This window comes from Bacillus thermotolerans, from assembly GCF_000812025.2.
GTDB lineage: Bacteria > Bacillota > Bacilli > Bacillales > Domibacillaceae > Quasibacillus > Quasibacillus thermotolerans.
In genome coordinates, this window is record NZ_JWJE02000014.1 from 48,186 (window position 1) to 72,911 (window position 24,726).

At 42.8% G+C, this 24,726-nt stretch carries 23 protein-coding genes; 6 read left to right on the plus strand and 17 right to left on the minus strand.

What is annotated here, in order from left to right; translation table 11 throughout:
* Positions 1 to 15 precede the first annotated feature (15 nt).
* The 6 genes from QY97_RS07630 to QY97_RS07655 all read right to left on the minus strand — a co-directional run bounded on the left by QY97_RS07630 (position 16) and on the right by QY97_RS07655 (position 5,171).
* Entirely contained in the window at positions 16 to 564 is a 549-nt protein-coding gene (locus QY97_RS07630; RefSeq protein ID WP_039236587.1) for a DUF2815 family protein, read from the minus strand.
* Positions 557 to 1,705: a DUF2800 domain-containing protein gene (locus QY97_RS07635; protein ID WP_039236590.1), complete on the minus strand. Its 1,149-nt coding sequence runs from the start codon at positions 1,703 to 1,705 to the stop codon at positions 557 to 559. The genes QY97_RS07630 and QY97_RS07635 overlap by 8 nt, the downstream gene beginning before the upstream one ends.
* Positions 1,698 to 2,021, minus strand: coding sequence for an rRNA biogenesis protein rrp5 (locus tag QY97_RS07640; protein WP_039236591.1), 324 nt, complete (start codon positions 2,019 to 2,021; stop codon positions 1,698 to 1,700). Before QY97_RS07640 ends, QY97_RS07635 begins: the two co-directional genes overlap by 8 nt.
* Positions 1,996 to 2,214 (minus strand): hypothetical protein, encoded by a 219-nt coding sequence (locus QY97_RS07645; protein WP_039236594.1) that lies wholly within the window; start codon positions 2,212 to 2,214, stop codon positions 1,996 to 1,998. The genes QY97_RS07640 and QY97_RS07645 overlap by 26 nt, the downstream gene beginning before the upstream one ends.
* Before the next feature lie 46 nt (positions 2,215 to 2,260).
* Positions 2,261 to 2,830 carry an ECF-type sigma factor gene (locus QY97_RS07650; RefSeq protein ID WP_232506256.1) on the minus strand — a complete coding sequence of 190 codons (570 nt, stop codon included), beginning with the start codon at positions 2,828 to 2,830 and terminating at the stop codon, positions 2,261 to 2,263.
* A gap of 472 nt (positions 2,831 to 3,302) precedes the next feature.
* Complete coding sequence (locus QY97_RS07655) at positions 3,303 to 5,171, minus strand: helix-turn-helix domain-containing protein (protein WP_039236600.1); 1,869 nt, start codon at positions 5,169 to 5,171, stop codon at positions 3,303 to 3,305.
* A 201-nt stretch (positions 5,172 to 5,372) separates the two neighbouring features.
* Between QY97_RS07655 and QY97_RS07660 the strand changes: the two genes are divergently transcribed.
* From QY97_RS07660 to QY97_RS19525, 4 genes are read left to right on the plus strand one after another with little or no spacing between them, the layout of a single operon-like run.
* Positions 5,373 to 5,603 (plus strand): helix-turn-helix domain-containing protein, encoded by a 231-nt coding sequence (locus tag QY97_RS07660; protein WP_000028496.1) that lies wholly within the window; start codon positions 5,373 to 5,375, stop codon positions 5,601 to 5,603.
* Positions 5,604 to 5,607: 4 nt separating this feature from the next.
* Positions 5,608 to 6,756: a restriction endonuclease PLD domain-containing protein gene (locus QY97_RS07665; protein WP_039236604.1), complete on the plus strand. Its 1,149-nt coding sequence runs from the start codon at positions 5,608 to 5,610 to the stop codon at positions 6,754 to 6,756.
* 11 nt (positions 6,757 to 6,767) lie between these two features.
* Positions 6,768 to 8,630, plus strand: coding sequence for a Z1 domain-containing protein (locus QY97_RS07670; protein ID WP_039236607.1), 1,863 nt, complete (start codon positions 6,768 to 6,770; stop codon positions 8,628 to 8,630).
* A 14-nt stretch (positions 8,631 to 8,644) separates the two neighbouring features.
* A complete protein-coding gene (locus QY97_RS19525) occupies positions 8,645 to 9,601 on the plus strand; it encodes a restriction endonuclease PLD domain-containing protein (protein WP_000494898.1) in 957 nt (318 codons plus the stop codon).
* A 42-nt stretch (positions 9,602 to 9,643) separates the two neighbouring features.
* On the opposite strand, the gene QY97_RS07680 is transcribed toward QY97_RS19525, so the two are convergent.
* The 11 genes from QY97_RS07680 to QY97_RS07730 form a co-directional block, all read right to left on the minus strand.
* Positions 9,644 to 10,696 carry a DNA cytosine methyltransferase gene (locus QY97_RS07680; RefSeq protein ID WP_000577432.1) on the minus strand — a complete coding sequence of 351 codons (1,053 nt, stop codon included), beginning with the start codon at positions 10,694 to 10,696 and terminating at the stop codon, positions 9,644 to 9,646.
* A 4-nt stretch (positions 10,697 to 10,700) separates the two neighbouring features.
* Positions 10,701 to 11,054 carry a helix-turn-helix domain-containing protein gene (locus QY97_RS07685; RefSeq protein WP_039236610.1) on the minus strand — a complete coding sequence of 118 codons (354 nt, stop codon included), beginning with the start codon at positions 11,052 to 11,054 and terminating at the stop codon, positions 10,701 to 10,703.
* 323 nt (positions 11,055 to 11,377) lie between these two features.
* Complete coding sequence (gene rlmD, locus QY97_RS07690) at positions 11,378 to 12,757, minus strand: 23S rRNA (uracil(1939)-C(5))-methyltransferase RlmD (RefSeq protein ID WP_083965833.1); 1,380 nt, start codon at positions 12,755 to 12,757, stop codon at positions 11,378 to 11,380.
* A 122-nt stretch (positions 12,758 to 12,879) separates the two neighbouring features.
* Positions 12,880 to 14,679 carry an ABC transporter ATP-binding protein gene (locus tag QY97_RS07695; protein ID WP_039236613.1) on the minus strand — a complete coding sequence of 600 codons (1,800 nt, stop codon included), beginning with the start codon at positions 14,677 to 14,679 and terminating at the stop codon, positions 12,880 to 12,882.
* Positions 14,660 to 16,402: an ABC transporter ATP-binding protein gene (locus QY97_RS07700; protein ID WP_039236616.1), complete on the minus strand. Its 1,743-nt coding sequence runs from the start codon at positions 16,400 to 16,402 to the stop codon at positions 14,660 to 14,662. The genes QY97_RS07695 and QY97_RS07700 overlap by 20 nt, the downstream gene beginning before the upstream one ends.
* Positions 16,403 to 16,471: 69 nt before the next feature.
* Positions 16,472 to 17,677, minus strand: a complete 1,206-nt coding sequence (locus QY97_RS07705) for an MFS transporter (RefSeq protein ID WP_039236619.1) — start codon at positions 17,675 to 17,677, stop codon at positions 16,472 to 16,474.
* Positions 17,670 to 18,122 (minus strand): MarR family winged helix-turn-helix transcriptional regulator, encoded by a 453-nt coding sequence (locus tag QY97_RS07710; protein ID WP_039236621.1) that lies wholly within the window; start codon positions 18,120 to 18,122, stop codon positions 17,670 to 17,672. Before QY97_RS07710 ends, QY97_RS07705 begins: the two co-directional genes overlap by 8 nt.
* Positions 18,123 to 18,329: 207 nt before the next feature.
* Positions 18,330 to 19,244 (minus strand): diacylglycerol kinase, encoded by a 915-nt coding sequence (locus QY97_RS07715; RefSeq protein ID WP_039236623.1) that lies wholly within the window; start codon positions 19,242 to 19,244, stop codon positions 18,330 to 18,332.
* Between the two features lie 98 nt (positions 19,245 to 19,342).
* On the minus strand, positions 19,343 to 20,140 hold the full coding sequence (locus tag QY97_RS07720) for an arylamine N-acetyltransferase (RefSeq protein ID WP_039236624.1): 798 nt from the start codon (positions 20,138 to 20,140) through the stop codon (positions 19,343 to 19,345).
* A 446-nt stretch (positions 20,141 to 20,586) separates the two neighbouring features.
* Positions 20,587 to 21,333 (minus strand): alpha/beta fold hydrolase, encoded by a 747-nt coding sequence (locus QY97_RS07725; RefSeq protein ID WP_232506257.1) that lies wholly within the window; start codon positions 21,331 to 21,333, stop codon positions 20,587 to 20,589.
* Between the two features lie 223 nt (positions 21,334 to 21,556).
* On the minus strand, positions 21,557 to 22,120 hold the full coding sequence (locus QY97_RS07730) for a thioredoxin family protein (protein WP_039236627.1): 564 nt from the start codon (positions 22,118 to 22,120) through the stop codon (positions 21,557 to 21,559).
* Positions 22,121 to 22,345: 225 nt separating this feature from the next.
* Between QY97_RS07730 and argC the strand changes: the two genes are divergently transcribed.
* Both argC and argJ read left to right on the plus strand, forming a co-directional pair.
* On the plus strand, positions 22,346 to 23,383 hold the full coding sequence (argC, locus tag QY97_RS07735; protein ID WP_039236629.1) for an N-acetyl-gamma-glutamyl-phosphate reductase: 1,038 nt from the start codon (positions 22,346 to 22,348) through the stop codon (positions 23,381 to 23,383).
* 24 nt (positions 23,384 to 23,407) lie between these two features.
* A complete protein-coding gene (gene argJ / locus QY97_RS07740) occupies positions 23,408 to 24,643 on the plus strand; it encodes a bifunctional glutamate N-acetyltransferase/amino-acid acetyltransferase ArgJ (protein ID WP_039236632.1) in 1,236 nt (411 codons plus the stop codon).
* Positions 24,644 to 24,726: the final 83 nt, after the last annotated feature.

Genomic DNA, 24,726 nt, shown 5'->3' on the forward strand with positions numbered 1-24,726 from the left:
GTTTGTATTTATTCCTTATGCTAGAAAATCATCATCTTCAATAGTTGTGAAGTCATCAGCTGCATTGGTTCTTCCGCCTAAAGGCTCTCCATCGCTTATCTTCTGGATGTTGCCAAGTCCACATGCTACACCCTTATTGCCATTAGAGTTAAAAGCATAGAAATTCAGGGATACTCTTGCATAACAACCACTGTAAACCTCGTTACGATCCAATATAGGTCTGACTGCTTTATCTACTATTTGGGGTGGAGTCTTGCTGTTGGCATTTACAAAGTAATGTCCTTTGTAAGCCTCGTCATCACGTTCTACGTCACCGTCTCGAAGTGGCAGTTTGATAGCAGCCTTATTAGGCTTTTTACCACCAAACTTTGCAAGGCCCTCTTCAATGGCTGCATCTACGGCTGAATTGATTGCGCTGATAGTTTCCTTATCTGTTTTAGGAATCAATACCGATACGCTATACTTTTCCGCTCCGCCATTGATGGATACGGGCTCCCAGCCGTGAAAGTAGCTAAGACGTGTGTTGACGCTTGTAACAACCTTAGTTCTGTTTTGATTATTCATATTCCAATTCCTCCGTTATTTCGTTAAATTCATTTTTTACGTTTGATATATTCATAGCTGGCCGCTTATCCGAATTTGGAACTAGCTTTGGCTTGCCCGGTGGTTTATGTATGAGACCACCAAGAATTTGCTCAAATTTCTTTTTGCCCATCAGCTTCTGCATTTCTGTAAGGGTTATGAGACTCTGACGGTAGATGTCCTTATATCCGTTTGCCTTGGCCGCTTCAGCCACAGCCCCTTCGTCCTTATATTTCCGAACTGATCTGCCCTCGACTACCTTAAAACCATGCCATTCTTTCCCGTGATTAACGGCAGCATCCGTGGCATAAGCAATGATTTCATTTGCCCACTTTGTAAGATCGGACAATTTAGAGAGAACTTCCTCAATTTCAGAATCCGTAAGCAGGGGTGGCAGTTTAAATTCCATCTGTGCTAATTTCAGCTTTTCTTCTGCTCTTGCACGGCATTTAACAGCCGCTCGGCAGAAAGTACACCACTCACCCGGAAGATAGTCACCTTCGCCTTCATAGGCCTTCTTCGCCTTTGGCTTCAGTTCATTTTCTGCCCAAGCTTTTAAATCCTCTACCCGGATTGTCCATGTGCTGACATTCTCTCTGCGTGGCTGGAAAATGGTCATGGACACTTCCTCGATGTCGTACAAACTATCGTAAATTTCTAAAGCACCCAGTGCATACAGTTTCATCTGTGGATTGTCCACCGCATCCACCAATACTCCCATGCCATACTTGAAATCGATAATGTGAAGTTTCTTATCGGCAATAATGATGCAGTCACCGGTTCCAAATCCCTGTGGAACATAGCAGGAAAAATCAAGACGCTGTTCAATAAGTATTAACGGGTCTGTACAGCTTTGTTTTGCCAGTTCAAACTGCTCCATTACAAATTCCACATAGGCATCGCTGTGTTCTTCCATCTCATCGGTGTTATAAGATGAAACAGGACGCTTACTTCTCATGTGAAGTGCCTTTTTAAGTTTATGTTCACAGAGAGCATGGGCGGCGGTGCCTTCAGCAGCTGCATTGGATTCGTTATTTTCAAATTCTAGTTCCAATCTTGCAGATGGAAGGCAATTCAGCCACCTATGGGACCCCGATGCGGAAAGTACTGCGTGATCACTCATTACCTAGTACCTCCGCATCTTTCAACATATCTGCATAATGTTTCGGGTCAACTTCGCTTAATTTAGAGCCACCGTATTTTTTGATGATTTCTCTCACTTGAGCAGTAAGACCGGACTGACTCTTTTCAGCGAGTTTTGCTCTAACTTCCTCCAGAGTGATCTCCTTTTTCTTTTGCGCAGGTTTTTTAACAGGTGTAGTCGGTTCTTTTACTTCGACAGGTTCATTGCCCGCCATTGCATCAGCAACCGCTTGTATGCTGTCTGCCAAAGAGCGCATATCAGAAACCACATCAAGAAGTAGTTTGATTTTGCTCATGGTTTGATCCTCCCTCCTTAATCTCACTGATGGCGAGTTCCTGTACGGTGTCACCTGGAACAAGAATAGTCAGTTTCTGCTTATCACCAAGTAAGAAACGAAGGAAACGCTCCCTTATAGTGACATTACGACAGGAAACAATCCCGCCAGACTGTGGAGTTTTTGAAACACTGATTTTCAAGTTGTGTTTCATGTTCTTCACCTCTTTCCGAGAGCGTTTATGTGCTGCCCTCTATCTATTAGCCGTGGCAAGAGGGGAAAGTTGAGGTTTCAGGAAAAACTTTTTTTAAATTCTTCTTGGCTGTATTTAAACGGTGTGAAATGGCACTTTTACTAACACCTTCACGCTCTGCATACTCTGTTACAGAAACACCATCTAGCAATATAGCAATCAGTAACTCTGCTTGTTTTTCCTTGAGGGTCTTGCGGATAATTTCACAAAGGTATTCATACTCCTCTTGTTTCTCCCGAGTCACTTCATCTAAATTGTCGGGATATAACTCAATCGTATTTTCCTTTATGTTTTTACCCTCATTATCGTCATTGGCTTTTGTGTAGCCTTTTTTTCCATTAAGTTTCTTAGGAGGGGTAGTAGTAGCTGAATGACGATCCAGTTTACGCCAGTTATTGTACTCGGGCTTGTTGAAACGCTCGTCCATAATCTCCTGTGGTGAACGACGAGTCACAGTTTCCATATCTTCGGCACAAGATAGCCTGTCCTCGTAATCTGCATCAATCATTAAGGTAAAGTCCTCATCGGGTACCTCCAAATAAGTAGGTTTGTTGTCGTACATAATTCTAATTTTCATTTTGCATCCTTTCCGCCGGACTGCATTGGCGGCAAAGGATACAAAAATAGGTCTGCACCTCGAAGTACACAGACCCTTTGTCCTGAAAATGAGCGCAACAAGGTAAGGTACTTCTATTGCAACGTATAACAATCCTAAACGGACTGAAACGTAGCAATATGTATCCTTTGCCCTTATTGCAAATCAGGCATTTGATATTTTTTTGTAGACGAGGAATGGTCTAATTCTTGCTAACTACGAAGGACCTTTCCTTCATCTATCATTATTGTAGGTGAGAATTGGACAGCCTTGGCGGACACCTCATGCCCGTTAATTTCAGGCTCAAAATGACGCTTTTCCCAACAAAAACACCTAAAAACAACAATAAAAAAAGCCATACACAAACCCTTAAAAGGATTCATGTATGGCTTACTTAGTTAATAACTAAAAAGCGGACATCCTGTGTCCGCTTTTTCAAAAATATTATTGAATTTTATAATGGCTCTGCGCCATGTTCCTGTAAAAACGTTCTAATCTCATCCATCGATTTTGCATATAGGTGAGTCAATGCAAAGTTATACCAAATATGACTATTGTTATTGAAGTTCAATGAAAATGGTGAGTTGCGAATTATATGACTGCTAATATTTGGCGGTAGATGAAGTCCAAGGCAAATCAATACTATGGAATTAATAGATCCCGGTTCCTCACCATTAACGATTCGTCTTATGGTACGCTCGTTGACCAATATTTTCTCTTCTAATTCTTTATAAGTTACTTTTTTCCACTCACGTACTATTTTGAGAGAGCTGGTATAGCTATTTGGCAATTCATTATAGATTCGCATTTCTTCCGCTATTGTTTCGGCTAGTAATTGGGCCTTCTTTTCTGGAGCCGCATACTCAAAACCATTACAATACTTTATATCAAAATCTATATTTGATGTCTTATCACGGTTGAGGAAACATTCAGTATAGTATCTTTCCCTACACCCAGATTTGACTGATAACTCGAAAACCAAGCAGCACTCTTCCATATGGGTTCGTGCGTAGTCTGTAAGTACCGTTTGTCCGAATATATCTTGTGTTAAATATTTCGGATGATTTAGCACAAAGTGGGAATCCACATATATATAACTTCCATCCCTAACTAAAGCGGACATTTCTGGATTGGTTATGCTTTGGATAGCAGCATCCTCTGCACCTATAGAAAAGGTCTGATTTCTTTCAAGCACACCCTTCTTAAATCTATGCGGCTTGACGTAGCGACCATCTATATAAGTAAAAGTTCCGATTGCTTCCTCATATCCAGCATCAATCATTCGGATTTTAGCTGCTGCCCGAGATACGCTGAAGAACGTTGCTAAGGCGTCAATAACTGGTTCCATTACATCTATAAGTTCAGATGTTCCCAGTTCTGAACTGAATTGCTTAATAAATTTGAACGCTTGGGTTTTAAACATGGCAAGTGGCATTTGTATCTTTGGAGCGAGGGCATTCGCCTGCCATTCCATCCAGTCAGTTGCATCTCTGGTATTGTCTTTTATACCCCCAACTACCTGACACTTGATTCGTGTGGCACTACTATTATATAACCGTTCCAATTCAAATGCTTTTCTATGTTGATCCCAATGAACACACTCATGCACAATAGTATTATTGACTGATCCCAGGTTACGAAGGAAGTAAGCTTTAGGATCCACGATTATTGTACGGCCACTCACATGGGTCTGTACCATTTCATCGCTATCTTCATCATAAAACTCTGCATCACAGTCGTGAAAGTATATCTGCCCAAAAACAGAGAAATCCTTTGTAATCTCTCTCATTTCTACTGTAAGGCCCATTTTTTCTGCCAACACCTGTGGCTCAACTGCCATTGGGTTTTTTAATGCTTCAGGGTAATGTCTTCTAAGGAAGTCTGTGGCAACAGATTCTAGTTGTTCCTTATGAATGATAGGGACAAGGGAGTCTGACATAGGTTTCGGTTGCTTATTTTTGCTAGTATACTCAGTTATACTAGAGATTGAAAAATCATCCAAATTGCAATCCAAATCTCCTGAGCATTCCAGCATAAACCATTGCCGACAATTTTCTGATTCATCATAACGATGATTTGATTCACGGACTTCAAATTCAGCTTCAACAGCAACATCAAATTCTATTTTCATGTCCGGTAAGTCATTAACAGATACGAACTTTACTTCTATATCTGATAACTCAATGCCGCCGATGTTTTGAACTCTGTATAACCGTAAGTCTAAATCTTCACAATTATCCGTTGCATAGGTTTGTATGGCAGAAAATATCTCATTATAGAATCTACCATCCACGTAATCTTTAAAAGAACGATTACCCGCCAAGGCACTCCCTCCTCACCCCATATGAAATTAATATCTTTAAGGATTTTTACTATTCAAACATTAGTTCATAGGTAAATTATAACATGTATTTTGATTGCCTCAACATTTATTTTACGTTTGCGAATTTTAATTGTTGCTTCACTAACTTTGTGATAAACTTTATTTATTAACTTAGGCTAGGTACTAAGGCGAGGTGATATTATGTCCATAAGTTATAAAAAACTATGGAAACTTCTTATTGATAGAGATATGAAAAAAAAGGACTTAAGAGAAGCAGCTGGTATTAGTACAGCTTCAATGGCTAAGCTTGGAAAAAATGAAAATGTTAATACTGACATTTTAATAAAAGTATGTAAGGCGCTTAACTGCGATATTTCAGATATTATGGAGATTGAAAAAACTACAGAAACCCCACCAAAAACAAAGGAGTGAGCTAATGAAACTGTTATATTCAAACATCCTACCTCTTGGAACATCAGAGGGTCAACAAACAATTATAAATTGTTTTAACGAGCAAATTGCAAAATCAGACCGTGTTGAAATTGCGGTTGGATATATTTCTCGTGCTGCCTTGGAAGAACTCGACAATCTGGTCGAAGAGCATAATATATCTAGTATATGCCTTACCATTGGAATGTACTTCATCGAAGGAATGCCAGAAGGATCATATAATACTGCTTTAGAAATCAACAAAAAATGGACAGAGACTGGTATAGGTGAAATTAAGATCGTAAAAGCATTCAAATATCATGGAAAAGTATACTGCTTTTATAAAGATGGACAACCTTTTTCTGCTATTATTGGTTCCGCAAACTTAGGTGTAATCAAATTAGATGCTAATAACCGTAGGCAATATGAAATCTCATCGGTTACTTATGATGCTACTGAATGTAAAGAAATTGCTGAATTTTTAGAGAAGCTAAAGGCTCAGAACTGCTCTGATAATATTGCTAACATTATAGGAATGCCAATAGTCAGGGAAGTTAACACATCACTTAGTGGCATTGATACGGTAACACAGATTCCCCAAACTGGTGTACAGCTTTATGAACAGCATAAAACAGACGTTTCTTTTGTACTGCCATTAAAAGTTCCTGCTTACGATGAGCGGCATATGGATGATGGTAAGCATTTCACAAAGTCAAATATAAATGTTAGCTATGCCGCACCACGAAGTAAAAGGAAATCCCGTGATTGGTACGAAACTCAATTGACTGTTAGCAAAGCGATAACTCGTTCAGAAGGTTACCCTGAAAAAAACAAGCCTTTTTTTGTTGTAACCGATGATGGCTATTGGTTTAAAGCTCATACCACAAGCGATGGCAATAAACAATTCAGTGCTGTTGGCGATGAACTCATTCTTGGTCGTTGGATTAAAGGTAGACTTGCAGCAGCAGGTTTAGTAACACCAGTTAATGACACCCAAGCTGATACTGATCGTAAGGGAATGATTACGAAAGAAATGTTACAAGCATACGGTTGCGATAGCCTTGTACTTTCAAAAACAGATCAGAAAGCATTGGACGAAGATGGCACCGAGCTTGATGTGTGGGTTTTATCGTTTGAAACAATTACTAACGAATGAGAGGTGTATCAATGCAATATTTAAAAAAATACTTGCAAAAAATAAAAGAGCGAGGTAACGAAAAATTAGCTGAGTCCATTTCCAAAACAGCTGAAGATATTGGCAATCAACATATTCGCAATTTTTCATTTATAAGTCATGAGATTGGCTTGTTGTTTGGTAATGTGCAATCTGGAAAAACTGGTCAAATGTTTGGCGTTATGTGCAAAGCTGCAGATTTAGGATTTCCCGCATTCATCTTACTCACAACAGACAATGTTGTCTTGCAACAACAAACCTTAGATCGAGTTAGAGACGACTTAGACGGCTTCTGTATTTGTGGCGAAAACGACTCAGGCTTATTTATTGAAAATAGCCTTGTTAAGCCAGCCATTGTCGTTCTAAAGAAAAATGCAAGAGTACTAAGATTGTGGGCAAATGTATTTAATTCTACAGGCTTTATGAAGGGAAACCCTCTATTCATCGTTGATGATGAGGCGGATGCGGCTTCCTTAAATACTCTAATAAACCGTAATAGTCAGTCATCAATTAATAGATATCTGGATTCTATAAAAAATGGAGCATCAAGTAGCTTATACTTACAGGTTACAGGTACGCCTCAAGCAATCTTATTACAGACCCTTGCGTCTGGTTGGCATCCATATTTTACATACTACTTCCATCCAGGGGATGGCTATTTAGGTGGAGACTTTTTCTTTCCAACAAGCGGTAAACCTGAATGCATTGATTTTCTTGAAACTATCAAACGACCGACACGAAGTGTTGTTATACGCCACCTTGCTGTATCTGCTCAGATTTTAGCATCAAAAGGAATAGTATCAAATTGCCTTCTACATCCGAGCGTACGACAAAATGTCCACCAGCGTTTTGCTGACGATGTCGCAAAGGAACTAGATTGGTGTATGGAGCATATCAATACCGAATTCATCACAGAATTACAAACCCACTATGATTCTTTAGAACCCAACAAAAGTGAGAAACTTTCTTTTGAAGTTATCTATAAAACTACTAAGGATTTGTTGGAAAACAAAGGGATAAAAATTCTTGTTATGAATGGAAAAACAGATGTTGAGAGTCCAGATTATGCAACAGGCTGTAATTTTATCGTAGGCGGAAACACTCTAGGCCGAGGCGTAACTTTTCCAGGGCTACAGACAATTTATTATACAAGAACCAGCAAAAAGCCTCAGGCGGATACTATGTGGCAACATAGTAGGATGTTTGGTTATGACAGAGACTCTGGCATGATGAAGATATTTATAGATGAACAACTCTATAAATTATTTGCGGACATTAACGCTACTAATAATGCCATTATCGCACAAGTAGAGCAAGGAATTGAAAACATAAAAATTTATTATCCATTTGGATTGAATCCAACTCGAAGGAATGTTATTGATAACAAACGAGTCAATATCCTTTCAGGTGGAACGAACTATTATCCGTTCTATCCAGATAATAACACCATAGATGATATAACAAAACTATTGGAGCCTTTCTCCGATGATGATCCTTATTACCAGGTAAATTTGAGGTTAATTAAGAAAATATTATCCCATATTATTGCCAGCCCGGATTTCAAGTTAGATGCATTCCTTTCTGTCATTGATACACTGCTTTCAGAACAACCAGCTGGACAGGGGATTTTGATTGTCAGAAGAGGAAGAGATGTTGCACAAGGGACAGGAGCCTTGTTGTCTCCGAACGACTGGAAACTAGGTGGCACTTTCCATGACAAAGTAGTTTTGACCATGTATCAAGTAACTGGTACTAAGGGGTGGGGTGGAAAAGCTCTCTGGGTGCCGAATATTAAACTTCCTCATGATACAATGTATTATGATGTGTCTGAGGATGATATAGAAGAAGAAGCATAGGAGGGCAAGAATGGATGTTCACCAACAACATAGCAAAAAGGATTTTATTTGCCCCTCCACTCCAAGGAGCGGACACTTTATTAATATTAAGCGGATATGCTACCCCTAATATGGCATCATGGCTTATTAAGAGTTTTCAAGAACAAAATATGCACCCTCTAAATATTTCATTGCTTATTGGAATGGTTCCTTACGATGGATTAAGCGTTCCTATACATGAGGGCTTTATGGAACTCCATGGCAAAACATATCCAAAAGCAGTGGATAGCTTTTCATGTAGTTATGTTTGCGAAAACCCTCCAGTTCACGCAAATTTATACATTTGGCTAAAGGAAGAATCACCAGTACAGGCATATACAGGTTCAGCTGATTTTGTGCAGAATGCATTTATCCAATCCAGAAAAGAAATAGTTGTATGCTGTGATCCTAAAGAAGCTTATAAGTTTTATGAAGAAGTTGAAGCAAACTCAATTTATTGTAACCATGCAGAGGTCGAAGACCATATTGTTCTCCGTCCAACACATCAAATTCTTGATGCTGAAAACAAGCCTCTAACCACTTTGGCTGGCGAGGGTATTACTTCTACGACTCTATCGCTTCTCACAAATAAGGGTGAAGTTGGAGAAAAATCCGGATTAAATTGGGGACAACGAAAGGGCAGAAACAAAAACGAAGCTTATATACATCTTCCTGCAAAAATTGCAAGAAGCGGTTTCTTCCCGTTAAATAAACAACACTTTACTGTTATTACAGACGACGGTCATACTCTTCTCCTAAGAGTTGAGCAACAAAACGACAAAGCAATTACAACACCTCTTAGCAACGCTCAACTCGGAGAATACTTCCGAAACCGTTTAGGTCTTGGAAATGGTGCATTCGTAACAAAACAAGATTTACTAAACTATGGAAGAACAGATGTTACCTTTTACAAAATCGACGATGAGCAGTACTTTATGGATTTCCATGTATAAACAAAGCAGTTACTTTGCCTTCTCTACAAAGTAACTGCTTTTTCATTCTTTAATACTTGGCTCTACGCTCTCATATTCAATTCCAGCAAAACACTTCAATATTGCCTCAAAAATGATTTTTGCACCCTGACAAGGTACTGCCATTCCTATTTGTTTGCGTACACTCTCTTTACTTCCTACGAATCTATAAGTATCAGGGAAAGTCTGTAATCTTGCCCGCTCTCTGTTAGTCAATGCTCGTGGTTCTTCCCAATGGTAGATATGTGTTCCTCCACCACCGCTTCCCGTAACCGTATAGGAAGGCTTAGTTGGATCGAGCCTCTTATATATTTGACTTATTTTTGCTCCTCTAATATTAAGTCGCAAATCTTCTGGAAGGTCTGCCGTAAATGCATTTTGTCCAGGTAGAATATGCTGCAACCTTCTAACAACAGTTTCGGATTGTCTTGTCAATTCATTATTATATGCATCCTCTGGAATAGGGGGATTTTCTATTGCATTTTTGCAAGTATTATCGATTCCGACATAGGGTGCTGTCGATGGGACTTTAAATTCAACATCGATGTCATCCCGTATGCCAACGATAATCAAACGGTGCCTCGCTTGAGGGACTCCGTATTCCTCAAACTTGTAGAGATGAGGTGTAATTGTATAGCCAGCTTCCCTCAGTTCCTTAAGAATCTTAGTGAAGGCTTTCCCATCATTTGCATTTCTAAGTCCTCCAACATTTTCTGCTAAAAACCACTTGGGTTTAAACAGTTTTAGAGCTTTGACACCATACGAATACAAGGGACCGAATACCCCGTCCATACCTTTTTGCTCACCAACAACACTATAGTCATTGCATGGGAAACCAAATGCCAATGCATCAATCGGTGCTAGTTTAGACATATCGAATTTGCGAATATCCGCATGGTAAACAGTATTAGGAGTATCAGGACAGATATTTAATCTATATGTTTCACAGGTATCTGCGTCATAGTCATTTGCCCACTGATGTACAATCGCAAAGTTTGGATCTTCAATACTAGCATTCATTGCACCCCAAGCGATCCCACCTGGGCCGCAAAATAATTCACCTAATCTAAATATCATAATATCACTCTCCCTCCTTTGAAATACCAATTTTATTACCGTTCCGCATAGTCAAAAAATCTATGAACAATTGCACCATTGCTACCCCGTCATCATCTAAGTTTTCTAAACCATGAATCTGGCAATTGGGATGCATATCATTTTCTGATATATAACCTGCGGCTAACAATATTTCAAACGGGTGAAAATTTAAAGCACGTGCGATTTCACATAATGTTGCCCAATTAGGGTTTTTTCTAGTTCCGTTCTCAATTTTCATTATTTCACTGTCGCTTGATCCACAAGCAATTGCTAACTTTTTAAGAGAAAGCCCCATGGCTTCTCGACGACTTTTAATCATTTGTCCTATCTCAGGCATCCTCTCACCTCTGCATCATCATATCACCTTCGCTGCCTTTTGTCAAGAATATCTTACTTAAATGCTGCTCAAAAGCAGCAATATAGTAATTTTCAATTTAATGCACAGCTCTTCTCCTATACCTAGACCACATCTATTCTATCTCCACAACCCTATGAATTTATCTAACCTTTCAACTCAACCCTACACACATTTTTTACAGTTGACCTATTTCCTCAATAAACAAAAACAAGGATTTTCAAGATTGAAAGGCACTACCAGACATCAGATAGAAAATCTTCCAACCTCGGAAATCCTTTATTTATCAGTACTTTGAATAGACTTTATTTTTCAACCCGCGACATCAATACCACGCACTCAACATGCGTCGTCTGCGGAAACATGTCCACCGGCTGCACCTCTACCGTCTGAAAACCGCCGTCTTCGAGAATGCGCAAATCCCGGGCAAGCGTAGATGGATTGCAGGAGACGTAAACTACCTTCTCCGGCTTCATGTCAATGATCGTCTGTAAGAGCGCCTCATCACAGCCTTTGCGCGGCGGATCGACGACGATGACATCCGCTTCGATGCCTTGCTTATACCACTCGGGAATCACCGTTTCCGCTTCTCCCGCCTCGAACTCTGCATTCTCCATGCCATTCAAATCCGCATTGCGGCGGGCATCCTCAATTGCTTCCGGTACGACCTCTACGCCGTATACTTTTTTCGCCTTTTGTGCCAAGAACAGAGAAATCGTACCGATGCCGCAATACGCATCAATGACCGTTTCATCTCCGGAAAGGTCGGCATATTCCAATGCTTTGTCATACAGCACCTTCGTTTGGACAGGGTTTACCTGATAGAACGAACGAGCAGAAATTGCGAATTTCACCTCACCTATATAATCATAAATGATTTCACTTCCCCACAGCACATTTGTTGTTTCACCCATGATTACATTCGTCCGCTTCGCATTGATATTGTGAACGATGGACGTTACTTGAGGCAGCCGGGAAACAATTTTGTCAATGATCTTGTTTTTATGCGGAAGATCCGGCGTTCTCGTGATCAGCACAACCATCAGCTCCCCCGTTGCTTTCCCGTAGCGGGCCATGATATGGCGGAGAACGCCTTTATGCGCCTGCTCGTCATATGCTTTGAGCCCAAGCTCATTGCAAATTTCCTTCACTGTCTGGATCGCTTCATTGACTTCTGGAAGCTGGATAATGCTTTCGTTCGTATCAACGATCTCATGGCTGCGCGGCTTAAAGAATCCAGCGATCAGCTGGCCGTTCTTCTCCCCCACCGGCACCTGAGCTTTATTCCGATAATACCACGGTTCGTCCATTCCTAAGATCGGGTGCACCTTCACCTCATCCAGCTTCCCAATGCGAGCGAGCACTTCCCGCACCTGCTTCTCCTTAAACTGCAGCTGCCCTTCATAGCTAATATGTTTGAGCTGCGTGCCGCCGTATTTATGCGCCTCTGATGCTGGCACATCTACCCGGTGCGGGCTTCTTTCTTCCAGCTTCATCAAGCGGCCAAAGCCGTAGCCTTTATTTACTTTTGTTACTTGAATTTGGCCTTTTTCTCCCGGCAATGCGCCTGCCACAAATAATGGGTAGCCTTCTACTTTAGCGACTCCATTTCCATCATGCGTTAAGTCCTCAAAATACACATTGAGAATATCATTTTTTCGAACAGGGGCTTGAATCTTTGCCACAATTACCACCCTTTTAGTTTTTTATTGTAAGAATCGAAAGCTATTCTACCATATATTTGAATCACACCGCAAAAAAGACAAAAGAAGAAGCCTGCTCTCACTGATGCGTGAGAAGCAGGCTTTTAGGAAGAATTTGACGCTGCAATGAGCTGAGCGTAATGTCCATCCTTCTCAATGAGCTCATGGTGGCTGCCGCGTTCAATAATCCGGCCACGCTCAAGAACTAGGATCTGGTCTGCCCGCTGAATCGTGTTCAGCCGATGGGCAATCACTACGCTTGTCCGGCCCTCCATAAGACGGTCAAGCGCTTCCTGAATGTACATTTCTGTAATGGTGTCAATGCTGCTTGTTGCTTCATCAAGAATCAGGATGGCTGGATCAGCTAAGACCGCTCTCGCAATCGCCAGCAGCTGTCTTTGCCCCTGACTGATGCCTGACCCTTCCGGCAGCAGCTTCGTCTCGTAGCCATCCGGCAGCTTCATAATAAAGGAGTGAGCATTCGCGATACGAGCGGCTTCTGCTACCTCTTCATCTGTCGCATCCAGGCGGCCGTATCTAATGTTTTCCTTAATCGTTCCTTCGAATAAGAACGAATCCTGGAGGACAAACCCCATATGCTTGCGGAGCTCCTGCCTCGAGATATTTGATGTATCATGACCATCGACATAAACAGCCCCGCTGTCCGGATTGTAAAAGCGGGCTAGCAGATTAATAATCGTCGTTTTGCCGGAACCTGTCGGCCCTACAAGAGCAACCATTTCTCCAGGACTTGCCCTGAAATCAATTTCTTTTAGTGTAGGCGTGTCCTCATAAGAGAAGGTGACATCCTTAAATTTAATTTCCCCATCCACATGATCTAACGAGATCTTGTTTTGATCCTCACGTTCTTCCTTCTCCGTGTCCATAATATCAAACACGCGCTCAGCCCCTGCAATTGCAGAAAGCAGCGTATTAAATTGATTCGCTAAGTCGTTCAGGGGGCGGGTAAATTGACGGGAGTATTCAGCGAAAATGACAATGACCCCTACTGTGACAAGTCCATTCAAAGCGAGCAAACCGCCGACACCTGCCACCAGGGCGAAGCTTAGGTTGTTTAACATATTCATCAATTTGGGGATGAAACCTGAATACGATTGCGCCCAAAAACCAGCCTCCTTCAGCTTCATATTACGTTCACTAAACTCCTGAGCAATCGCTTCCTCCCGGGAAAACATTTTAACAATGTGCTTGCTGGAAACGGTCTCTTCAATAAAACCGTTCAGCTCCCCGAGATGGCGCTGCTGTTCTTTGAACCGGCGACGTGTGCGGCTCGTGATCCACTTCATCCCCATATACAGGAGCGGGACGATCAGCAAGGTAACGGCTGTTAACAGCGGACTTAAGTAAAGCATGACCACAATCGCACCTGTCAAGGTCAAGACACTAGAAACGACCTGAATCACGGAGCTGTTCAGCGTGCTGCTGATGTTTTCAATATCATTTGTCACCCGGCTCATCAATTCACCGTGCTGGCGCTTGTCAAAGAAAGCCAGCGGCAGATCGTGCAGATGAGCAAATAGCTCTGTCCGCATTTCGTACACAGTCTTCTGTGCAATGCCGGCCATCCAGTAGCTCTGCAGAAAAGTCGTTAGCGAATGAGAAATATATACGACACCAAGAAGGAAGAGCAGCTGAATCAGCCCTTCTTTATCCCTTGTCATAATAAAATCATCAATCGCCACCCCGACAAGGAACGGACCAAGCAAGCCGAGCGCTGAACTTGCGGCTACCATTAGCATAACGAGAGAAAGCATCCCCTTTCTTCGTCCTAAATAACTGAGGAGGCGCTTTAATGTGGACCAGAAATCTTTGATTTTCGGCTTCGGCTGAAAATTCATATGCCGGCTCGATGGAGGAGCAGGCTTAGCGGCTGGTCTTGACATGCGGCACGCCTCCTTTCCCGTATTGAGAGTGGATAATTTTGCGGTACAGCTCATTCGTCCGCTCGAGTTCTTCATGCGTGCCGGCAGCCTCTACTCGGCCTTCCTCGAGCAAAATAATCTGGTCCGCCTGCAGCGCTGTACTAATTTTCTGCGTAATAATCACCGTAGTGCACGGTTCTTCTCTTAACGCGGACAGCAGATGCTTTTCAGTCGTCGCATCGAGTGCACTCGTGCTATCGTCCAGCAAGAGAATGAGCGGCTTGCGTATAAGCGCCCTGGCAATCGACAGGCGCTGCTTTTGACCGCCTGATAGGTTGACACCCTTTTGGCCAATGACGGTGTCATAGCCGTTCGGCAAGCCTTCAATCGTCTCATGGATTTGAGCGCGGCGAGCGGCCTCCACCATCTCGTCCATAGAGGCATCTGCTCTTCCCCAAGCGATGTTTTCCCGGATCGTTCCGGTAAACAGATGTGCTTCCTGCGGAACAAAGCCGATCTGCTCACGAAGCGAAGCCGACTGCACGGTGCTGATATCCTGCCCGTCAATGACAATCCTTCCTTGATCCGGCTCATACAGCCGGGGAATTAAGTAGAATAAGGTAGATTTCCCTGACCCTGTAGCCCCTAATACGGCGGCCATTTTTCCCGGTGCTATATTAATGGACACGTGGTCTAAGACAGGTGCCGGGCTGTTCGCGAAGGAGAAGGACACGTCTTCAAAAGCAATCTTTCCGTCCCCCGGTTCAAAAGGCACACCCTTTAGACGCTGGTCTGATTGCTCTTCAGATTCTTCAAGTATCTCACCAATCCGCTGGCTGGAAGCTCTTCCTCTCGAGAAAGCCATTAAGATAAAAGTAAAGACTGACAGAGAGGAAATAATTCGTGTCGCATAGTTAATAACAGCTACAATTTCCCCCGCTGTAGCGGTCCCGCTTGTAAATTCAACGAAGCCGAACCAAAGAATAACAATAAGGCTTAAATTCATAACTACAAGCAGTATAGGAGTCGTTGCCTCAACAATTCGGAAGACACGTATGGTCTGCGTCATAAGCTGATCATTCGCACGATGAAAGCGGCTCTTCTCATACTTGCTGCGGAGAAACGCTTTAATAAGCCGGATCGCTGTTAAATTTTCCTGTATGACCGTATTCACACCATCAAGGCGGCTCTGTACAGATTTAAACAGCGAGGAACTCGTCTTCATCATTTTTGATAAAAACAGAAGCATGGCTGGTACCGTAATTAACAAAACGATGGTCAGCTTGGCGTGCACAGCTAGCGCCATGATGGTGCCAAATAAAACCATTAAAGGAGCACGCAGCATAATGCGGAGACTCATAAATACGGCACTTTGCGTCTGTGTAACGTCGTTTGTCATCCTCGTAATTAAAGAGGAGGGAGCATACCGGCTGTAATTGGAAAAGGAAAAAGACTGGATCTTATCGAGCATCTTCTCCCTCAAGTCATACCCAAAGTTCTGTCCTACATGGGCAGAGGCAAAGGAATTGGCAATGCCCGCAACAAATGCAAGCAAAGATGTCCCCAGCATGATGGCTCCCCATTTATACACAGCAGACATGTCCTGCTGCACGATGCCTTCATCAATAATTTTTGCCATAAACAGTGGATGGGTTAATTCAACCGCCAGCTCCACAAGCGTAAGCAGCCAGGCAAAAATCATCAGGCCGCTATAAGGCTTTAAATAAGATAGCACTGTTCTCAAGGCTGCTCCCCCCTCTGCCGCACGTTCGTCACTATATTTCTACTAGTATAGTCTACCCCGAAGCATGCATCAAATCATTTGGCGCTGCTTTTCCTTACTCTCTTTGGCCTTGCGACCGTATAATCCAAGATAAATAAATAAGCCGGCAGCCACATAAATAGCACAGGATAAATAAAGTACACTGAAGCTTGTTTGTGTGACAACCCACCCGATGATGAAGGAACCAAGACCAATGCCTAAATCATAGATGGACAAGAAAGTAGCAGTAGCAGATGCTTTCTTCTCTCTTGGTGCTTCTTGAATCGCAATAGTTTGAAAGCTAGGAAATAACGTCCCCCAGCCAACCCCAATCATGCCAGCCGCTACTAGGAAAACCAGTGCGGTATTAGCCTGACTTAAAACAAGCATACCTGCCGCGAAAAGAATGATAGATGGATAAATGATAAAATTCGCTCCATACTGATCAAACCATCTGCCCGTAAATGGACGGGACAGCAGCAGCACAACCGCATATACAACGAAGAAATAGCCGGCTGCCTCGCCAATTTGCAGCTCTTCGGCGTACACAGATACGAAAGATAATAAAGAAGCGTAGACGATAGAGAAGAACCCTCCAACCACCGCAATACGAATCGCTGAGAACTCAAACAGCTCGTTTAAATGTAAATTCACCCGGAAGATCGATAAGGCTCGAGCAGTATGTTTCTTTTCAGCTAAACGTATAATAACACCGCTGATGAGCCCAAGAGCGGCGATCGCCACGCACATCACAAACATAAAGGAGCTACCAAAGTTTTGCATAAAGGTCAACCCCAAGAATGGTCCGATAACCATGGCCAGGTTGGTAGACATAACGTAATAGCCCATGCCCTCTCCTCGGCGGGAATCGGGAATAATATCAGCCACCATTGCTCCTGTCGCTGTTGTCGCCATCCCAAAGCCAATTCCGTGAAAGAGCCTTAAGAGCAGCATAACCCCTAGAGTATCAGGAAAGAAATACAACACCGAAGAAACTAAAAAGATAATTTGCGAACTGATTAACACTTTCTTCTTTCCCAGCTTTTCAATCCACTGTCCAGCGATCGGCCGAATCAGGATGGCGGAAAGCAAGAAGAAAGTAGTAAGCAGCCCAGCCTCTGTAGCATTGCCTCCCAGCTCCTCTAAAGCGTACATAGGCATCGTCACCAGCAAAATATAAAATACGGTAAATACAAAAAAGTTACTTGCAGACACACTAATAAAATCTTTTGTCCATAATGGCGGCTTATTACTCATTGCTCTCTTCCTTTCCTTGTTGTTTTTCGTTGCTGTTTAATGAATAGAGCCAGACAGAAAGCAATGCTTGAAGCTGATCTCTCTGCTCTTCTGAAAGCCCTTCGATCGTTTGTTTATTCACCTGCAGAACTGCCTTTTCCCACGATAAATATTTCTTCTCCGCCTCTTCTGTCAGTTCAATAAACTTGACTCGCTTATCTTCACCAGGCACTTGTCTGACATACCCCTGCTTGACCAAACGCTGAATCGTCCGTGTCATCGGCGGAGCTTCTACACTTAAGTACTCCCCCAGCTCCTTCTGGGTGAGCCTTCCCTTTTGCTTGAGTACATATAAGACAGACCACTGGGCACTATAAAGCCCATGCTGCTGTAAAGCCGTATTGTTTTGCTTCATAATCTGCCGAGACAGCTGGTGTACAGAGTGAAATAAAGTATGCAGTTCCATGATGCCCTCCTTTTATTTACCTGGGTAACTATTTGATAACTTTCTTATTTTAACATACGTTTACGAAAAGAAAACCCATTTCTTGAAACCGAAGCTATTCTTGGCATTAGACTTCTTTACTTTAATACCCATTTAGCTTTACAGAGGTTTTTTCCCATAAAAAAAACTGCCGCTTTACACGGCAGTTGCTCTACTTGCTCAATTTAATTAATAAATTCGATCCTGCGGGCGAAGCCGCTCCACCGGTACAAACACTTCGAGATAGCGATACAAGTTCTCAAAGTCGGCTGGCGAAGTACCACCTAATTCCCCATCGAGATTCAGCAGCACCTTCTCCGGAGCGTGAACCTTCACCCGGCTTGCTTTCGTGTAGATCACATTTGGATCCTGAAGATGCTCTCCTCTTAAAGCAAGTGTTGCAATTCGGATGAACTCGGCTAAGTTTGTCTTCTTGAGAATCAATAAAGAGAACAGTCCGTCATTCACTGAGGAATCCGGTGCCAGCTTCTCGAAGCCGCCTACAGAATTCGTCAGCCCGATTAGAAACAGCATAACTTCTCCTTCAAATAGCTTGCCGTCATATTCGATCGTGACGTGAGACGCTTTAATAGAAGGAAGCATTTCAATTCCCTTCAAATAATAAGCAAGTTGACCAATCATCGTCTTCAGCTTGCTTGGCACCTCGTACGTCAGCTCTGTTAGGCGGCCGCCCCCAGCAATATTAATAAAATACTTATCATTCATCCGTCCTATATCCACAGGGATGGTTTCGCCCGCGGTGATAATATCCACCGCTCCATGAATATCACGCGGGATGTGAAGTGCCCGGGCAAAGTCATTCGTTGTGCCCATTGGAATAATGCCGAATTTTGGACGGTGCTCCTGTCCGGCGAGGCCATTGACTACTTCGTTTAATGTTCCGTCTCCGCCTGCAGCAATAACGATATCAAAACGCCGCTCCACAGCCAACTTGGCAGCGCGTGTCGCGTCTCCTGCTCCTGTTGTCGCGTGTGCAGAGGTTTCATAGCCGGCTCGTTCCAGCTTTTGCAGTACCTCGGGTAAGTGCTTCTTGAATAGCTCGCGCCCTGCAGTCGGATTATAAATAATGCGTGCTCTTTTCATATGTCTCCATCCTAGTATCTGCTATATTTATGTCCATTCACTAATGATTTTCCGTTCTTATCTTACTACTTTTTACATAAAAAAGCTATTTCCCCTCATCACTTAAATAATGAGACCCCCCGGTCAGCCAGGAAACGGACCGCTTCTTGAACACCTTGCTCTTCAACGTGGAACGCCTCCGTTACTGCTTGAATCCACTGATCCTGCCGCTGGAAACAATGCTCTCGTATGCCTCGGTAATCGATCACCTTTAGTGTATGATCGCGGAGAAAATAGCATTGATTTCCCTGAAACCGGACAGCAGAAATGCGGCGCATCGCAATGTTGTCACTGGAATCAGCATAAGAAGCCTCTATATCTGATTGAAGCTCCTCCTCTGTAAGCGGCTCCCATATAATCTCTTTCGTGGCGAACACTTTGCCATGAGCCTGCCGCTCTAATAAAAACGTCTTCTTTCCCCGCCTTGTGAAAAGAATCTCTTCGCCAAAGCCATGCAGGAGATGATGTGCTTTGCTTTCTAGATCTACTGGCCGAGTGATCGGAGAGCCGTAGCCAACATCTACATAAAAACGTCTTCCCTCTATATGCACCATTATTCCTGCATGTCCCGGAAGTACACGAACTAAAGAGCAAGTAAAGCCCAGCTGCATGAGGAGACGGGCAAAGTTCACATTCAATGAATAGCAGGTACCGCCCCACCCTCTACTCTCGAGGTTGGCGACGAATGTTTGAAAATCAGGAATTTTAGGCCCTTCTTTACGATAGTAATGGAATTTACTAAACGTTTCATACGGAATCAGCGACAAATGGTTTAGAATCAGCCGTTGCAAGTAGTTAACAGTCGGAGGTTCTTTCCCCATTTTTAATTTTTGTAAATATACGGATGCCGCGTCCATCTTCTCACCTTCTCTTTCCTGTCTCACTGGAGTTTTTGTGTGTTTATTTTTTCAGAGAACGCTGTTTCTTCGCTTCGCACCCTGCTAATTTGTTTCCCTTTGCTCCTCATATAACACTTTCCCATAATTAAACACAACAAATTTCTCCTTTTGCTTAAAAGGAGAAACGTCCACGCTCATCAATGGCTTCTTCTTCAAAGAAACATCTCCCGGCTGCTAATCAGCCAATTCCTGGTGCTTCCTATTCTATCAGACTCTTCTTCAGACTGCTATTCATAGCTAGTACATGCTGATCCGCAACACGGAATGAAAAACTTAATAATAATGTGTTAGAAATTCTTCAATCCCATGGTTGATTCTTATTAAGTGTTCTTGTGAGGGAAAGTGCCCCATATCGTAAGACTTAAATGCGATTAGATTCGGAATGATGTCTTTAGCCGTTTGAGTTAATCTGCTTTCAGGAAAAAAGATATCTTTTTTCCTGCTATGAGTAAAGTAGGCGAGTCATAGTTGGTTAATTCCTTCTTCTCCGTTAACTTAGGCATTTCTTGTTCCAGCTTGATGTATCTAAATATGTCAGCAATAATCCTTTTGTCTATTTCTTTCACGGTATGGTCTGACATAATATCCGTAATCTTATTAAGGAATTTCTCCGATGAAGTAACATGAAATAAAACTAAGGGGAGCAGAATATCTTTTATCATTTTCACTTTGGAACCTACCCCTATTCCCGCCGGGGATACTAATACAGAACAAGCAATTTTTTCAGGCAAAAAAGCAGCTAATCTTAAAATAACCCCCGCCCCATAGGATGAGCCAACAAATGCACTCCTATTAATATGAAAATCATTCATCAATTCCTCTATCCATTGGGCAAAGCTATGGTCTTTAGCTGAAATTCTATCTTCAGCACTGTACCCAGGATGCCCGATCGTATCTGGTGCATAAATTCGATACTTGCCCGCTAGCGGTGAAAACCAGGATAATGTCATTGGATTAATGCAATTGCCGCCCTGAAAGATAAAAACGGGCTTTCCCTCGGATGGTCCTGCTACAAGCACATGGGTTTTCCCATAACTTGTATCCACATACCTTCGCTCGACATCAAACGGCAACGAGTCTACATACCGTTCATAATGCCGGGCAATGAACTCCCTTCCTTCTTCACTTTTATAAAGAGCTCCTTTTCCCATGACTGCACCTCTCCTCCATGGAATCCTTCCCGATTGCTATTAGCTGCTTATAGCTATATTAATCATGAACGAAGATTAGACTTGATATCGTTTAATTAAAGATGCAAGCTGCTACATGATGTGCCTGCTGCCTGTATGCATAAAAAAAGAACAGACCAGCGGGCATCTTCCACTGGCTGTCCTTTATATATGAGCCACCTAACAAAAAGCGGCAAACACCTTATTAAAACAGCCGCTCAGTTAAAGTCGTCTTAATGCTTCGGTACACTTCTCCCCAAAGCTCCTTGTCTGTTAAATACGCCTCCTGGAGCTCTTTGTACACCGTGCGCTGCTTTTCCTCAAATTCTTCATGGTCGCGCGGAGGAAGTCCGGAGCGCTTGCTGTTAACAAGCTCCTGCAAATACGGAGCACGCGGCCCCCATACGGCCTTCTCTTCGCCTTCCTCATTAATAAAGATAAAGATTGGAATGGCTCGTGAAGTTCCGTTCGTTAAATATTGGTCCATCAGTTCTAAATTCTGGTCTCTATACAGAAAACGGACCTCCATATTGGCATAACGAGCGATCTCCAGCAAGATTGGCACATTTAGCATGGCATCACCACACCAGTCCTCTGTTAAGACAATGACGTTTAATTGCTTTTCCTGAAGCTGGCTTAAGAAAGAATCCTCTTCCTTCCCTATAGTAAACCCTTCCCGGATCGCCTGAACGTTCTCTTTGTTCTGCTCCATTCTACTGATATATTCATCTGCCGGTATGCCTTTTTCAAACCAGTCGATTAAATGCATGGTTATCCTCCATCTACAAAGAATTTGCCTACTGTCGTTCTTCAAATAATTCGATATTATCCCCAAAAATCCTTCAATTATTCAAGTGCAAAATTTTTTTGCAGCAAAAAAATTAAATAAAATTCCTAAAATTAGTTGATTTCATGGCTGGTTCGTTCTATAATTATTAATAAATATACATAAACATGTATAACGATAAATAAAAATGCATTTCGGGAGGTTACAATGAAAGCAGCAGTTATCGGAGCAACCGGGTATGGTGGAATTGAACTTATACGTCTATTATCAAATCATCCAGAGTTTACCCTTCATTCTGTCTATTCATCAAGTAAAGACCAAGTACCAGCGACGGATGATTACCCTCATTTACATGAAATTTGTCCTTTGCCATTAATGAAAATAGATCCTGAAAAGATCACAACTGAATGTGATGTCGTGTTTCTAGCTGTTCCTTCGGGTGCATCTTCCTTCTTGTCACCTCAGCTGCTAGCTAACAACACAAAGGTTGTAGACCTGTCTGGTGACTTGCGTTTGAAAAATACAGAAGATTATAAAAAGTGGTACAAAAAGGAACCGGCTGAAGCATCCACACTTGAACAGGCCGTATACGGTTTAACAGAATGGAATCGGGAAGAGGTGAAAAATGCTTCCCTGTTATCCAATCCCGGCTGCTATCCGACAGCTACTCTGCTCGGTCTGGCACCAGCTATTCAGGCGGAAGCTATTGATCCGTCAAGCATCATTATTGATGCCAAGTCTGGTGTATCGGGAGCTGGCAGAGGCTTATCGCAGCTCGTCCACTTTGCCGAGATGAACGATAACTTCCGAATTTATAAAGTGAATCAGCATCAGCATATACCTGAAATTGAGCAGCAGCTGCAGGCATGGGACAGTACAGTAGGTCCTATCACCTTCTCTACACACCTTTTGCCGATCACCCGAGGAATTATGGCTACGATCTATGCACCAATGAAGCAGCCTATGTCAGCAGTCGAACTGCATCAGTTATATAAAGAAGCCTATAAAGACAGCTTCTTCGTCAGGGTTCGTCCTCTTGGAGAATTTCCGGGAGTGAAGGAAGTTGCCGGCTCTAACTTCTGTGACATTGGTATTGATGTCGATGAGCGTACAAACAGAGCGACCATCGTAGCAGTTATTGATAACTTGATGAAGGGGGCAGCTGGCCAGGCAATCCAAAACGCAAATATCATGTTTGGCATAGAGGAAACAGCCGGCTTACGCGGATTCCCTATTTACCCTTAATAAAAATAATGAGGAGGAAACACCATGCAAACATTAGAGAAATCCAAACCAATTAAGGTTCTCCTAGACGGATCTATCGTCTCACCAAAAGGGTTTGCCGCTGCCGGCATCCATGCTGGTCTCCGCTATTCTAAAAATGATCTTGGCGTCATTTTCAGTGAGGTGCCGGCTGAAAGTGCGGCAGTCTATACGACAAGCCACTTTCAAGCAGCTCCGATTAAAGTGACACAAGACAGCTTAGCTGTTGAAAACAAGCTTCAGGCCATCTTAGTGAACAGTGCATGTGCGAACGCCTGCACAGGAAAAAGAGGATTAGCAGATGCCTATCAGACGCGCGAATGGCTGGCAGAACACTTAAATATCCCTGAGCATTATGTGGCTGTTTCTTCCACCGGGGTTATCGGAGAATATTTGAATATGGAAAAAATGGAACAAGGCATTAAAAACCTGCATCCGAAAGCGGAAGCAGCCGATGCTGAACAATTCGAATCTGCTATTCTGACAACTGATTTAGCGACAAAAAGATGGGCAGTTGAAGCGACTATCGAAGGAAAAACGGTCACAATGGGCGGAGCCGCTAAAGGATCAGGCATGATCCATCCAAATATGGCTACGATGCTTGCTTACGTAACGACAGATGCCTGCATTTCTTCTGAACACCTGCACACTGCTTTAAAAGAAGTAACCGATCAGACATTTAACCAAATTACAGTAGACGGCGACACCTCTACTAACGACACAGTCGTTGTTATGGCGAATGGCTTAGCCGACCACTCCCCTCTTTCCCCTCAGCATCCAGAATGGGCGACCTTTGTTTCTATGCTGAAGGAAGTGAGTGAGCAGCTTGCAAAGAAAATTGCACGTGATGGAGAAGGCGCGACTAAGCTGATCGAGGTAAAAGTAAATGGAGCGGTTTCCGACGAGGAAGCACAAAGAGCGGCAAAGGAAGTTGTAGGATCCAGCCTCGTTAAAACAGCTGTGTTTGGCGCGGACGCAAACTGGGGACGCATTATCGGAGCAATCGGCTACAGCCCAATTGAGGTGAATCCAGAAACAATCGACATTGCTGTTGGAAATCACCTCATCCTTTCTCAAAGCGAGGTAGCCGACTATTCGGAGGAAGAATTAACGGCGTACTTGAAGGATGAAGAAGAAATCAAAATTACCGTTCACTTAAATATCGGTGAAGGCAGCGGCACAGCTTGGGGATGCGACCTTTCTTACGACTATGTGAAAATCAATGCCAGCTACAGAACATAAGCGCTATTACTTCTTTGGACTCTAATACTTTGTGGAAAAATAAGGAGCCGGCTTCTCAGGCTCCTGACTATTTTATCAGGAGG

What these genes read in the sequence shown, in the direction of transcription:
- QY97_RS07715 (WP_039236623.1), bottom strand. Translation starts at nt 19,244, where the DNA reads ATGAAAAGAGCACGCATTATTTATAATCCGACTGCAGGGCGCGAGCTA.
- QY97_RS07640 (WP_039236591.1), bottom strand. Translation starts at nt 2,021, where the DNA reads ATGAGCAAAATCAAACTACTTCTTGATGTGGTTTCTGATATGCGCTCT.
- QY97_RS07670 (WP_039236607.1), top strand. Translation starts at nt 6,768, where the DNA reads ATGCAATATTTAAAAAAATACTTGCAAAAAATAAAAGAGCGAGGTAAC.
- argC (WP_039236629.1), top strand. Translation starts at nt 22,346, where the DNA reads ATGAAAGCAGCAGTTATCGGAGCAACCGGGTATGGTGGAATTGAACTT.
- QY97_RS07650 (WP_232506256.1), bottom strand. Translation starts at nt 2,830, where the DNA reads ATGAAAATTAGAATTATGTACGACAACAAACCTACTTATTTGGAGGTA.
- QY97_RS07665 (WP_039236604.1), top strand. Translation starts at nt 5,608, where the DNA reads ATGAAACTGTTATATTCAAACATCCTACCTCTTGGAACATCAGAGGGT.
- QY97_RS07730 (WP_039236627.1), bottom strand. Translation starts at nt 22,120, where the DNA reads ATGCATTTAATCGACTGGTTTGAAAAAGGCATACCGGCAGATGAATAT.
- QY97_RS07660 (WP_000028496.1), top strand. Translation starts at nt 5,373, where the DNA reads ATGTCCATAAGTTATAAAAAACTATGGAAACTTCTTATTGATAGAGAT.
- QY97_RS07725 (WP_232506257.1), bottom strand. Translation starts at nt 21,333, where the DNA reads ATGGGAAAAGGAGCTCTTTATAAAAGTGAAGAAGGAAGGGAGTTCATT.
- QY97_RS07645 (WP_039236594.1), bottom strand. Translation starts at nt 2,214, where the DNA reads ATGAAACACAACTTGAAAATCAGTGTTTCAAAAACTCCACAGTCTGGC.
- QY97_RS07710 (WP_039236621.1), bottom strand. Translation starts at nt 18,122, where the DNA reads ATGGAACTGCATACTTTATTTCACTCTGTACACCAGCTGTCTCGGCAG.
- QY97_RS07680 (WP_000577432.1), bottom strand. Translation starts at nt 10,696, where the DNA reads ATGATATTTAGATTAGGTGAATTATTTTGCGGCCCAGGTGGGATCGCT.
- QY97_RS07635 (WP_039236590.1), bottom strand. Translation starts at nt 1,705, where the DNA reads ATGAGTGATCACGCAGTACTTTCCGCATCGGGGTCCCATAGGTGGCTG.
- argJ (WP_039236632.1), top strand. Translation starts at nt 23,408, where the DNA reads ATGCAAACATTAGAGAAATCCAAACCAATTAAGGTTCTCCTAGACGGA.
- QY97_RS19525 (WP_000494898.1), top strand. Translation starts at nt 8,645, where the DNA reads ATGTTCACCAACAACATAGCAAAAAGGATTTTATTTGCCCCTCCACTC.
- QY97_RS07685 (WP_039236610.1), bottom strand. Translation starts at nt 11,054, where the DNA reads ATGCCTGAGATAGGACAAATGATTAAAAGTCGTCGAGAAGCCATGGGG.
- QY97_RS07705 (WP_039236619.1), bottom strand. Translation starts at nt 17,677, where the DNA reads ATGAGTAATAAGCCGCCATTATGGACAAAAGATTTTATTAGTGTGTCT.
- QY97_RS07630 (WP_039236587.1), bottom strand. Translation starts at nt 564, where the DNA reads ATGAATAATCAAAACAGAACTAAGGTTGTTACAAGCGTCAACACACGT.
- QY97_RS07720 (WP_039236624.1), bottom strand. Translation starts at nt 20,140, where the DNA reads ATGGACGCGGCATCCGTATATTTACAAAAATTAAAAATGGGGAAAGAA.
- QY97_RS07695 (WP_039236613.1), bottom strand. Translation starts at nt 14,679, where the DNA reads ATGTCAAGACCAGCCGCTAAGCCTGCTCCTCCATCGAGCCGGCATATG.